This window comes from Oceanotoga sp. (genome assembly GCF_030445905.1).
GTDB lineage: Bacteria > Thermotogota > Thermotogae > Petrotogales > Petrotogaceae > Oceanotoga > Oceanotoga teriensis.
Map to the genome: position 1 here is coordinate 47,036 of NZ_JASUSU010000001.1, position 13,166 is coordinate 60,201.

General features: G+C 28.2%; 12 protein-coding genes. 10 read left to right on the forward strand and 2 right to left on the reverse strand.

All coding sequences use genetic code 11. The annotated features are described in order from the left end of the window. Window positions 1-157 precede the first annotated feature (157 nt). Window positions 158-2,449 (reverse strand): protein translocase subunit SecD, encoded by a 2,292-nt coding sequence (gene secD / locus PWP28_RS00245; RefSeq protein ID WP_308644029.1) that lies wholly within the window; start codon window positions 2,447-2,449, stop codon window positions 158-160. 27 nt (window positions 2,450-2,476) lie between these two features. Then, a complete protein-coding gene (gene yajC / locus PWP28_RS00250) occupies window positions 2,477-2,902 on the reverse strand; it encodes a preprotein translocase subunit YajC (RefSeq protein ID WP_109604050.1) in 426 nt (141 codons plus the stop codon). A 192-nt stretch (window positions 2,903-3,094) separates the two neighbouring features. Here yajC and PWP28_RS00255 point away from each other — a divergent pair, with 192 nt between their 5' ends. The 10 genes from PWP28_RS00255 (at window position 3,095) to eutL (ending at window position 13,166) form a co-directional block, all read left to right on the forward strand. Further along, on the forward strand, window positions 3,095-4,372 hold the full coding sequence (locus tag PWP28_RS00255; RefSeq protein ID WP_264150404.1) for a hypothetical protein: 1,278 nt from the start codon (window positions 3,095-3,097) through the stop codon (window positions 4,370-4,372). A 140-nt stretch (window positions 4,373-4,512) separates the two neighbouring features. Beyond that, entirely contained in the window at window positions 4,513-5,670 is a 1,158-nt protein-coding gene (locus tag PWP28_RS00260; RefSeq protein ID WP_305081766.1) for a 1-propanol dehydrogenase PduQ, read from the forward strand. A gap of 227 nt (window positions 5,671-5,897) precedes the next feature. Further along, window positions 5,898-6,242 carry a BMC domain-containing protein gene (locus tag PWP28_RS00265; RefSeq protein ID WP_308644030.1) on the forward strand — a complete coding sequence of 115 codons (345 nt, stop codon included), beginning with the start codon at window positions 5,898-5,900 and terminating at the stop codon, window positions 6,240-6,242. Between the two features lie 2 nt (window positions 6,243-6,244). After that, window positions 6,245-6,679 (forward strand): EutP/PduV family microcompartment system protein, encoded by a 435-nt coding sequence (locus PWP28_RS00270; protein ID WP_109604054.1) that lies wholly within the window; start codon window positions 6,245-6,247, stop codon window positions 6,677-6,679. A gap of 11 nt (window positions 6,680-6,690) precedes the next feature. Continuing rightward, window positions 6,691-7,266 (forward strand): ANTAR domain-containing response regulator, encoded by a 576-nt coding sequence (locus tag PWP28_RS00275; RefSeq protein WP_264150402.1) that lies wholly within the window; start codon window positions 6,691-6,693, stop codon window positions 7,264-7,266. Next, window positions 7,256-8,662 carry a histidine kinase N-terminal domain-containing protein gene (locus PWP28_RS00280; RefSeq protein ID WP_109604059.1) on the forward strand — a complete coding sequence of 469 codons (1,407 nt, stop codon included), beginning with the start codon at window positions 7,256-7,258 and terminating at the stop codon, window positions 8,660-8,662. Before PWP28_RS00275 ends, PWP28_RS00280 begins: the two co-directional genes overlap by 11 nt. A 98-nt stretch (window positions 8,663-8,760) precedes the next feature. Continuing rightward, window positions 8,761-10,191, forward strand: coding sequence for an ethanolamine ammonia-lyase reactivating factor EutA (eutA, locus tag PWP28_RS00285; protein ID WP_109604060.1), 1,431 nt, complete (start codon window positions 8,761-8,763; stop codon window positions 10,189-10,191). Between the two features lie 24 nt (window positions 10,192-10,215). After that, complete coding sequence (locus PWP28_RS00290) at window positions 10,216-11,580, forward strand: ethanolamine ammonia-lyase subunit EutB (RefSeq protein ID WP_109604061.1); 1,365 nt, start codon at window positions 10,216-10,218, stop codon at window positions 11,578-11,580. A 12-nt stretch (window positions 11,581-11,592) separates the two neighbouring features. After that, window positions 11,593-12,501 carry an ethanolamine ammonia-lyase subunit EutC gene (gene eutC / locus PWP28_RS00295; RefSeq protein WP_264150398.1) on the forward strand — a complete coding sequence of 303 codons (909 nt, stop codon included), beginning with the start codon at window positions 11,593-11,595 and terminating at the stop codon, window positions 12,499-12,501. Between the two features lie 11 nt (window positions 12,502-12,512). Then, on the forward strand, window positions 12,513-13,166 hold the full coding sequence (eutL, locus tag PWP28_RS00300) for an ethanolamine utilization microcompartment protein EutL (RefSeq protein ID WP_109604063.1): 654 nt from the start codon (window positions 12,513-12,515) through the stop codon (window positions 13,164-13,166).

Genomic DNA, 13,166 nt, shown 5'->3' on the forward strand with positions numbered 1-13,166 from the left:
ATCACCACCAATTAATTTTATCATATTTAATAATATTTTCCATTATTAATTGGTAAAACAAAAATTAAAAAAACATATTTAAATAAAATTAAAATGCATGGTTTCTTTTTAAATGAGAAACCATGCATCTTTGTTGATTAAATTTTAATTTTTAAATTTATAACTTTTTACTTTTTTTAAGCATATTTATAACTATTGGACTTGCTATGTATAGAGAAGAGTATGTACCTATGACTATACCTATTGTTAAACCAAAAGCAAAAGGGGCCATTGCTCTTCCACCAAGCATGAGCATCAAAAATACAACTATAAATGTTGTTATTGAAGTATGTAAAGATCTTATTATAACATCATTTATACTCTTATTAACTATTACTTCTACAGGTCTACCTCTTAGATTTTTAAAGTTTTCTCTTATTCTGTCGTATACAACTATTGTATCATTCAATGAATAACCAGCCAAAGTTAAAAATGCAGCTATTGCTGATACATTTATCTCTACACCAAATAAAGAATAAAAACCTAAAACTATGATAACATCATGAGCTAGGGCTAATAAAGCACCAACACCAAATGCAAATTTAAATCTTAAAGTTATATATGCGAGTAACATTACAAGAGAAATTATTATAGCATACCAAGCAAATGATTTAATTTCTTTTGATGCAAATCCTGAAACATCGTTGAATTGAAGAATTTCAATTTCTTGATTCAATTCTTTTGATAAAGAGTCTATAAAAGCATCTTTTTGAACTGTATCTTCAAATGAATCTTTTATAGTAACAGAGAAGAAAAACTTATCTTCTTGTCCTTTTATTGGATCTAATTTTACTATTTTTGCAGTTGCATAATCAGGGTCTATGTTTATCATATCATTTCTTATATCTTCTATAGATATTGAGTCATCCATAGAGACTGTTATTTCTGTACCACCTGCAAAATCTATACCATATTCAAAATTTTTAGTGAATGATAATATTAAAGCTGCTGCAATTAAAACTGTAGAAAATAAGATAAATCCTTTTCTTTTTCCTACAAAATCCCAACCTTCTCTTTCACCTTTTTTTGTGAATTTTTCAGGTTTTATAAAATGTGAAGTTCCTTCGAGTATAGTTCTTGAAACAACAAGATTTGTAAACATAGAACCAAGAACACCAATTATGAGAGTTATTGCAAAACCTCTAACTGCTCCTGTTGAGAAATAATATAAAATTATTCCAGCAATTACAGTTGTTAAGTTGGCATCAAATAAAGTTGAAAAGGCTTTTTGAAATCCAAATTTAACAGAAGTTAAAGGAGGTCTACCCATTCTGAGTTCTTCTTTAATTCTTTCATATATTATTACATTTCCATCTACAGTTGTACCAAAAGTTAGAATTATACCAGCAATACCTGGTAGAGTTAAAATTGCATTTGTCCAACTCAATATACCTGTAAGAAGAATTGTGTTATAAATCAATGCAATATCAGCTATTACTCCCATCCAACCATAGAATATGATCATATAAATCATAACGATTGCTAATCCAATTATTCCGGCTTTTATAATTGTATCAACTATATCTCTTCCTAAAGTAGGTCCCAAAGTTCTTTCTTGGAATTTTACAAGATCTACAGGAAGATTTCCAGATTTTATAAGAGCCGCAATATTTTTAGCTTCTTGTATTTCTTGAATTCCTTCTATTTCAGCTCCTCCTTGAGTTATTTTTGTATTGACTACAGGAGCTATTATAACTTTATCATCAAGAATTATTGCGAGTTGTTTATTTATTAAGTTACCAGTGGCAAGTTCAAACTTTGTTGAACCTGCAGAACTAAAGTTCAAATGAACAACGGCACCAGAACCTCTTGTATTAAGACCTGGTTTTGCATCTATAACATCTGAACCAGTTATTTCGAATGGTTCTCTTCCAAATTCAAAAACATTTTTTACTTTATACCATGTTGTATCATTTCTTTTTGATTGAATCCATGAGTACAATTCGATTGTTGAACCATTTATTTCAATTTCTCTGTTTCTCCTTAATTCAGGTTTTACATCAGTAGTTGAAGTTTCTAAAACTTCAGCAAAGTACAATTTCCCTTTACTTCCCAATAATTTTTCTGCTTCTTGAGTATCTCTTATACCAGGAATTTCTACTCTGACTCTTAAGTTTCCACCACTATCAATCCTTGCAACTGTTGCTTCTGTATAACCTGCTGCATCAAGTCTGTTTCTCAATACTAGAATTACATTATCAATAACATCTTGTGCTTTTACATCACCCTTTAGGTCAAGATTGTATTCAAAAAGACTTCCGCCCTGAATATCAAGTCCAAGCTTTAAGTTTGAAAATAGTTTTCCAAATCCTGAATATTCAGCTGCGTTTTTACCTGGTATAAGCATACCAAGCAATGCAACAACTATGACCGCTATTGTAAAAATTAAACGGACTTTGTTTGATCTCACCGAAGGTACCCCCTTATAATAAAAAAATTATTTTTTATCTTCGTCTTTCTTTTCTTCTTCTTTTGGTGCAGATTTTTCAGGAGAAGAATCTTTGGATAAAACGGCAGAAATTGCATTTTTTGTTATATCGATATCTGTTCTGTCGCCTGTTGTTATTCTTATTCTATCATTTTGAATAGAAAGTATTTTTCCTATTATTCCAGAGGAAGTTAAAATTTTGTCTCCTTTTTTTAACTCAGAAATCATTTTTTTATGTTTCTTTTCTTGTCTTCTTTGAGGTAATATCAATAAAACATACATTAAAACAAAGAAAATTAAAATAATCCACAGACTACCAAATGGTGAACCTGAAGGAACTGCAGCACCAGTTGTTGCGGCACCTCCTGTTGCAGGAGCAGCACCTGTACTACCAGCTGGTCCAAAGTTTATAAAATTAAGAACTCTTTCTAACAATTGTTCCACCTCCAAAAGCTTTAAAATATTAAAATATCTCATTTTATTATAACACATAATATATTATAATTGCCAGAAAATAATTAGTTTTTTTATATATTTTTAAAGTTTTTTAAGGTCTATAAGGTATTATGTTCTGAATGTTTTATATAAAATATGATAGAATATAATAAAAAAATGGGAGGTAGAAATATGAAAAAATTTAGTATGTTTCTTTTGATTATTAGTTTTTTTGCGATATCTTTTTCTAACGTGACTGATTTTGTACCTAATGATTCCAAAGCTACTTTTTATATAAAGAATCTATCTAATACTTATGAAAGTTTGAAAACAGTTCCTACTGTGGGGAGTTTTTTATCTGATCCAATAAATGCAGAAATGTATGTATCGAATTTTGTTGAAAGTTTTTTAGCATCTATGGGTATAGAACCAAAGGATTTTTTTGAATCATTAAAGACTGATATGGCCATTTTTATACAGGAACCAGAAGAAAATACTTATATTTTTGGGATTATTTTTGGTGAACTTAAAAATCCTAATAAATTTTATGATTCTGTATCCAAAATAATAGAGCCTTTATCAGAATCCGGGATAAGTTTTAATCCAATATATAAAGAAATTTCAGGTAAAAAATATTTGATTATGGTTCAAGATAAATCAATTTATGAAGATAGCGAGAAGGGAGATATTAAATTTTATGAACAATATGAGAATGGAATCTATTTTAATATAAATTCTTCAGATTTAAAAAATACAGGTTTTGCTTATATAAAAGATAACTATTTATTTGGAACTTCTACTGGAAATTTAAATGAAGATTCTGTAAATCAAAAATATTTAAAAGATGTTTCGGATTATAATTTTCTTGGTACAGCTTTTCTTGCATCTGGTTTTTTACCTAAAGATATAAATTCGATAAAAGAAATTATAAGTATAGTAGCCGAACCATCTATTGTTGAAAATATATTAAAGTCTTCAAATGGATTTGAAGTCAATTCTAATATAGATATAAATATAGAAGAGAACATAAAAATTTCAAATACCAGTTATGTAAAAATTGATACGAGCACACCATTAAAAAATATAGAACCTATAATGAAGGAAAATAAATTAAAATATAATTATTTGGATGAAAACCATATGGAATTTGAAATAAAAATAGATGAAAATATATCAAATACTGAAATGAAAGCTTTAAAATATAATATGTGGAAAAAATCCGATAATATTTTTATTTCAGAAGATAATGAAGAAAATTTAAATAAAAAACTTCAAAATTCTATTAAACTTTCAGAAAACAAAACATATGAAGAATTATCAAAAAAAATAGGTACCGCAAACTTAGTATTAGCTTTTGTAGATTTTTCTAAATTCTTTGAAAAATTTGGAGCTTCAGAAAATTTTGGTTTTTTATTAAATGTGAATTATTTGGGAAATGGAGCTATGAAGGCTGATTTTGTGTTAAAATAATTGATTAAACCAAAAAATCTTAACTTGACAAAATTAAAATAAAATTATAAAATCTATAATGCACAATGAAGTGTTAAAAGCGATGAAGCTATGCGAATAATAATTCGCATAGCTTTTTTTTATTTATGAGGAGGGACATGATGAATTATTTCGGTTTAAGAACAGAAATTTATTCTGGAGAAAATAGTTTAAATAAATTAAATGAAATCAATTTAAAAAAAATATTTATAGTTACAGATCCTTTTATGGTAAAGTCTGGAATGATTGATAAAATAACTGAAAGTTTAAAAAAAGATATTGAATATAAAATATTTTCACAAATAGTTCCTGACCCACCATTAGAAGTTATAATGAAAGGTGTAAATGAGCTTAATGAATTTGAATCTGAAGGAATAATTGCACTCGGTGGAGGCTCTGCTATAGATGCTGCAAAAGCCATAAGTTGTTTTTTTAATAGAATAAATGAAAAAAAGAGTAATATAAAAAATAAAACACTTTATTTTATAGCAATACCTACTACTTCTGGAACTGGTTCTGAAGTTACAAGTTTTTCAGTTATAACTGATAAAGAAAAAAATATAAAATATCCACTCATATCAGATGAATTATTGCCTAATATGGCTATTTTAGATCCGGAATTAGTTAAATCTGTACCCGATTTTATAACAGCTGATACTGGAATGGATGTTTTAACACATGCTATAGAAGCTTATGTTTCTACTGAAGCTAATGATTTTACAGATGCTCTTTCGGAAAAAGCAATAAAAATAGTATTTGAATATTTAAAAAGAGCATATAAAAATGGAAATGATACTCAAGCAAGAATAAAAATGCATAATGCTTCATGTATTGCAGGTATTGCTTTTAACAATGTTTCATTGGGATTGAATCATGGAATGGCACATATTCTTGGAGGGAAATTTCATATTCCACATGGTAGAGCAAATGCTATATTATTACCTTATGTTATAGAATATAATGCTGAATTAGGAAATTATTTGGATAAAAAAACATCAACAACTGCAAAAAGATATGCCAATATAGCAAAAATACTTGGATTATCTTGTTCAAATACTAAAATAGGTGTAAAAAATTTAATTTTTGAGATAAATAAATTAAAAAGAGAATTGAATATACCAAATTCAATAAAAGAAGTTGGTATAAAAGAAAATGATTTTGATCAAGCTTTAGACTTTTTATCACAAAAAGCAATTGAAGACAGATGTACTGAAACTAATCCAAGAAAGCCAAAGGTAGAAGAAATAAAAACTTTATTTAAAAAAGTATATAATGGATAATAATATTAAAAATAAAAAATAATTTTTTTAAAAATTTAATAATCTGTAAACTTAATTTTAAGTTGACAAATTACATGATAATAATGTAAAATAAAAAGAGAAAAAATGCACAATGGAGTGTGTTTATTAAAAATAAGCAAAGAAGCTTCTAAAAGAATACATTATTTCATATTCTTTAGAAGCTATTATTTTTTTATAAAATAAATTTAAGAATGGTGATAAATAAAATGGAAGAAAAACAAAGAACTATACAAGAATATGTTCCTGGAAAACAAGTAACATTAGCTCATTTAATAGCAAATCCAGATACAGACTTATATAAAAAATTAGGATTAAATGTACAAACTAAAGAAGCTATAGGTATACTCACTATAACTCCAAGTGAGGCGGCAATAATCGCAGCAGATGTTGCTACAAAAGCTGCGGGAGTTAAAATAGGTTTTGTTGATAGATTTAGCGGATCATTAGTTATAACTGGAGATGTTGGAAGTGTAGAAGCTGCATTAAAAGATGTTGTTAAGATGCTTATAAATACATTGGAATTTTCTGGTACAAATATAACGAGGACTTGAATATGAAAAAAATAATGCTTATTGGTAAGACTGGAAGTGGTAAAACAACTTTTTGTCAAGCTTATAAAAATCAAGAATTAATATATAAAAAAACACAAGCCATAGACTTTATGGATGAATTAATAGATACTCCGGGAGAATATATAGAAAATAGAGTCTATTACAAAGCCTTAATAGTGACTTCAAATGAGTGTGATATCATTTGTTTCCTTAATGATCCTACTTCTGATGAAAGTTTTTTACCACCAGGATTTGCAAGTATGTTTAATAAAGAAACTATTGGACTTATAACAAAAATAGAAAAATCTTCAAATGAAAACATAAAGAAAGCTGAAGAAAATTTAAAATTATCTGGAGTAGAAAAAATTTTTAAGATAGATAACTTTTCGAAGAAAGGATTTGAAGAGTTGGAGAATTATATAAATAGTTTGTCATAATGAGGTGAATTATGAAAGAAAAAATAGTAATAGCTGATGATGAGCCTATTACAAGGCAGGATTTACGAGAAATCCTTGAAATAGCCGGATACAATGTTGTAGCGGATGCTTCTGATGGGTTTGATGCTGTAGAACTATGTAGAAAATTTAAACCTGATCTCGTTTTAATGGACATAAAAATGCCTTTGTTGGATGGCTTAAATGCTTCAAAAATAATAACTTCAGAAGGATTAGCAGGTGGGGTTATATTATTAACAGCCTATAGTGATGAAGATTTTATAGCAAAAGCCAAAAAATCAGGTGTTATAGGTTACTTAGTTAAGCCTATTGATGAAAGATCTTTAATACCATCCATAGAAATATCTTTAAGTAAATGTGTTGAAATAAATAGAATGAAAGAAGATATAAAAAAAGCCAATAAAAAACTTGAAGATAGAAAAATTATAGAAAAAGCAAAGGGTATACTAATGGAAAAAGAAAATTTATCTGAAAAAACTGCTTTTGAAAGAATAAGAACATTAAGTATGAATAAAAGATGTTCTATGAAAGATATAGCAGAGGCTATTGTGATAAGTTATGAAGAGTAAAATATGTGAATTATGTAAAAAATATACAGACCTTGATGAAGAAGATATAAAAATATTAGAAAACTATTCTTTATGTATGGATGCAGTAGCTGATATTGAAAATGCTGATGTATTTATAGATAGTTTGACAAGAGATAATGATGAAGCTATAGTGATAGCCCAAGCTAAGCCTAAAAATACAAAATCAATGTATAACAGATCTGTTATTGGTGAAATAGCTTATAGAAAAAATGAACCAGCAGTTTTAAGGACTTTACAACTTGGAATATCGACCAAAGATATAAAAGCACTAACTCAAGAAGAAGTTAGTGTAAGGCAAACAGTAGCCCCAATAAAAAATAAAGATAAAGTAATAGGAGTTTTAATCATAGAAAAAGATATAACAGAGAAAATAAATAAAGATAAATATATGGAAGTATTGGAACAGAGTTATGAAAAGCTTACAGATACTTTGTTGTATATGACTGAAAATGATGGTACTATAACAAATCATATTGATGAAATAATAATGATGTTTGATGAAGAGGGAATACTAAAATTTGCCAATTCAGTAGCTGAAGAATTATATTTAAAACTTGGGTACAGAGATAACCTTATAGGTATGAAATATGATAATGTTTCTCTTGATGATTCGAAGTTTAAAGATATAATAAATGAAGGTTGTATACAAGAAAGTGAGATAAATTATGGGAAATATTTTTTTAATATAAAAAAAATAATATCCAGTAGAGAATCTTTCAAATTAATTCTAATGATTAAGGATATAACGGATATGAAAGAAAAAGAAAAAGAACTCATACTAAAATCTGTAGCAATAAAAGAAATACATCATAGAGTAAAAAATAATCTTCAAACTATTGCCAGTTTATTGAGACTTCAATCAAGGAGATGTGTTAGCGAAGAAGCTAAAAATGCATTAAATGAAAGTATGAATAGAATTTTAAGCATATCTGCTACTCATGAAATACTTTCTCAAGAAGGTCTTGATGAACTTTATATATTTGAGGTTATAAAGAACATAAAAACAAGTATTATGCGGGCTTACAGAAATCCGAATGCAGAACTTATAATAAATTTAATGGGTGATGATTTCAAAATAAGCTCTGATAAATCAACATCTATAGCTCTCATAATAAATGAATTACTTCAAAATTGTATAAAATATGCTTTTATAGGGAAAGAAAAAGGACAAATAGATATAAAAATTGAAAGAGGTGATTTATATTCTACAATATCAATTATAGATAATGGTATTGGTTTTGATATAAATCATATGAAAAAAAATAGTCTTGGTTTTACAATAGTAGAGAGTCTTGTCAAAGACAAACTTTATGGTAATATAAAAATAAATTCTGATAAAAATGGAACGAAAGTTTTGTTTGATTTTAAAAATTAAATAATAAAATACAATGATGTATTAAAAAAAGCAATGAGGCTTAAAACTATTTTTTATAGTTTTAAGCCTTTTTATTTTTCAAAAGAAGGTGTCGTTGAATGAAAGAAAAGTTTTTAAGTGCAGGTATTGATATAGGAACTTCTACAACGCAACTTGTTTTTAGTGAAATAACTATAGAAAATATGGCTTCTGATTTTACAGTTCCAAGAATAAAAATAGTAGATAAAGAAATAGTTTATAGAAGTAATATATACTTTACACCTTTGATAAATCAAAATGAAATTGATGGTGAAAAGGTAAGAGAAATAGTTGAAATTGAATATAAAAAAGCTGGATATGAATCAGAAAATATAAAAACTGGTGCAGTTATTATAACTGGAGAAACAGCAAGGAAAAAAAATGCAAATGAAGTTTTACAAAATCTTAGTGGATTAGCAGGAGATTTTGTAGTTGCGACAGCTGGACCAGATTTAGAATCAATAATTGCAGCTAAAGGTGCTGGAGCAGATATTTTATCAGAGAAAAAAAGAAATACAGTTGTAAATCTCGATATAGGTGGAGGAACTACAAATTTAGCTGCTTTTCATGATGGAATTCTTTTAGATACTGGATGTCTTGATATAGGTGGAAGATTGATTAAATATGATAATTATAAAAAAATTACATATATTTCACCTAAGTTACAAAAAATAATAGAAAATGAAAATATAAATTTAAAAGTTGGACAAGAGATAGATTTAATAGAATTAAAAAAAATAATAAATATTATGGTTGATTTACTTTATCAATCTATAAACAAAAAAGAAATGAGTTCGTACTATGACTTTATTTTAACTAATAAAGGAATAAAACAAGATATAAATGTTGATTGTATAACCTTTTCTGGAGGTGTTGCTGATTATGTATACAATCAAAACTATGAAGATCTTTTTAAATATGGAGATATTGGAATTATATTGGGGAAAGCTATAAAAGAATCTAATTTATTTAAAAATATAGATATTGGACAAGCAGTTGAAACGATAAGAGCAACTGTTGTAGGAGCTGGAACACATACAACTGATATATCTGGAAGTACAATAACATATTCTGAGCAACTTTTACCATTAAAAAATGTGCCTATATTAAAACTTGAAAAACATGAAGAAATTTTAGATAATAAAGAATTTATATCTGTTATAAATAAGAAAATTTCTTGGTTTGAAAATGAAAATTCTCTTCAACAAATAGCTATAGCGATAAATGGAAAAGAATATACAAAATTTGTAGATATACAAAATCTTGCACAAAATCTAATAGATGGAAGTAAAAAATTATTAGATTTGGGCTATCCATTAATAGTAATAGTAGAAAATGATATAGCAAAAGTATTAGGTCAAACTCTAAATAGCAAATTAAATTATAAAAAAGAATTAATTTGTATAGATGGAATAAAGGTTGAAAACGGAGATTATATAGATATTGGTAAACCTTTGGCCGAAGGTAAAGTATTGCCTGTTGTTATAAAAACTTTAGTTTTTAATTCATAAAAAATGAATGAAGGAGTGACTATAGTGAAATTAAAAGCCAAATTATTTGGTCATACGTATTCTTTTAAATCGATAATGGATGTTATGGCTAAAGCTAATGAAGAAAAATCTGGAGACAAGCTTGCAGGAATATCGGCTAATTCTTCAGAAGAAAGAGTTGCAGCAAAAGTAGTTTTATCTGAATTGACTTTAGAAGATTTGAGAAATAATCCAGCAGTTCCATATGAAGAAGATGAAGTTACAAGAATAATTCAGGATCAAGTAAATGAAAAAATATATGCTGAATTAAAAAATAAGACAGTCTCTGAATTTAGAGAATGGATACTTGATGAAAATACTACTGGAGAAATGATAAGAAGAGCTAGTAGAGGGATAACAAGTGAAATGGTTGCGGCTGTTGCAAAATTAATGTCAAATCTTGATTTAATATATGCTGCGAACAAGATAGAAATAACTGCTCATTGTAATACAACTATAGGATATAAAGGCAGATTATCTGCAAGATTACAACCAAATCATCCTACAGATAATCCAGATGGAATATTAGTATCATTGATGGAAGGATTAAGCTACGGAGTTGGAGATGCTGTTATAGGTTTAAATCCAGTTGATGACTCTGTTGAAAGTGTTACAAGAGTACTCAAAAAATTTGAAGAATTTAAACAAAAATGGGAAATTCCAACACAAAATTGTGTTTTAGCTCATGTAACAACACAAATGGAAGCTATAAAAAAAGGTGCACCATCAGATCTTATATTTCAGAGTATTGCTGGATCTCAAAAAGGGAATGAAGCTTTTGGGATAACTGGAGAAATGATAGAAGAAGCAAGACAACTTGCACTAAAAGAGGGTACTGGAGCAGGACCTAATGTTATGTATTTTGAAACAGGTCAAGGTTCAGAGTTATCAGCAGATGCTCACAATGGAGTAGATCAGGTTACTATGGAAGCGAGATGTTATGGATTTGCAAAAAAATATGATCCTTTTCTTGTTAACACAGTTGTTGGATTTATAGGTCCTGAATATTTATATGATAGTAAACAGGTTATAAGAGCTGGACTTGAAGATCATTTTATGGGAAAACTCACAGGTATATCTATGGGTTGTGATGCTTGTTATACAAATCATATGAAAGCTGATCAAAATGATATAGAAAATCTTGCTGTACTTTTATCTAATGCAGGCTGTAATTATTTTATGGGTATTCCCCATGGAGATGATGTAATGCTTAACTATCAATGTACAGGTTATCATGAAACTGCAGCATTAAGACAATTATTGGGATTAAAACCTATTAAAGAATTTGAAATTTGGTTAGAAAAAATGGGTATTATGAATAATGGAAAATTAACTGAAATTGCCGGAGATGCTTCAATATTTCTTAAATAAAGAGGTGGGAAAATGCAACTTGAAAGCAGTGAATTAAAAAAATTAGTTGAACAAGTTTTAAATGAAATGACTTCAGGTAACACAGAAAAAGTAAAAGAAGAAGTTATTAATAAAGTACAACAAACTAATAATATAACATCTGATTCTAATATAGAAGAAGGTTGTATTGAAGATATAACAGAAACAGATTTAAAAACTCAGTTATTAGTTGAAAATCCAGCTGATAGAGAAGGATATTTAAAAATGAAACAAAATACTCCAGCAAGAATAGGAGTTGGAAGAGCAGGAGTTAGATATAAGACATTATCTTCTTTAAGATTTAGAGCAGATCATGCCGCAGCTCAAGATGCTGTTTTTTCTTATGTATCTGATGAGTTTTTAAATGAAATGGGACTTTTCACAGTTCAAAGTAAGTGTAAAACAAAAGATGAATATATAACTAGACCTGATTTAGGAAGGAAAATAAATGACGAAGGTATTGATCTGATAAAAGAAAAATGTAAAATGAATCCAACAGTACAGATATTAATTGCAGATGGATTGAGTTCTTCAGCTATAGAAGCAAATTTAAAAGATATACTTCCATCAATTGTACAGGGGTTAAAAGGTTTTAATATAGATATTGGAACTACATTTTTTGTGAAACTTGGTAGAGTTGGAGTTATGGATCATGTTTCAGAAATAACGAATGCAGAAGTTACTTGTTTATTAGTTGGAGAAAGACCAGGGCTTGTTACTGCTGAAAGTATGAGTGCTTATATTGCATACAAAGCTAAAGTTAACATGCCAGAAGCAAGAAGAACAGTTATATCTAACATACATAAAGGTGGTACTTCTGCTGTAGAAGCAGGTGCTCATATTGCTGAGCTTATAAAAACTATGTTAGAGAAAAAAGCAAGTGGAATTGAATTAAAAGCTTAGGAGGTAAACTTATGAAAAATGATGCTTTATATGCAAAAGTATTGAGTACAAAAATAATATCAAATGTAAGTCCTGATCTTGCAAATGAGTTAAAATTAAAATCTCATCATAAAAGTTTAGGTTTGATAAGTGCTGATATAGATGATGTTACATACACTGCTTTAGATGAAGCAACAAAAGCAGCAGATGTTGAGGTTGTTTATGCTAAATCTATGTATGGTGGTTCTGCGAATGCAAATACTAAACTTGCTGGTGAAGTTATAGGTATTATAGCAGGACCAAATCCAGCAGAAGTAAGAAGTGGATTGAATGCTGCGATAGACTTTATTGAAAGCGGAGCACATTTTATATCAGCAAATGAAGATGATTCAATTACATATTATGCTCATTGCGTATCGAGAAGTGGATCATTTTTATCAGAGACAGCTGGAATACAAGAAGGAGAACCTATAGCTTATTTAATAGCACCACCTCTTGAAGCAATGTATGCATTAGATGCTGCATTAAAAGCGGCAGATGTTAAAATGGCTACATTATATGGACCTCCTTCAGAAACAAATTTTGGTGGAGCATTATTAACGGGAAGTCAATCGGCATGTAAGGCAGCATGTGATGCATTTGCACAAGCAGTTCAACAAGTAGCAGAAAATCCTACAAATTATTAA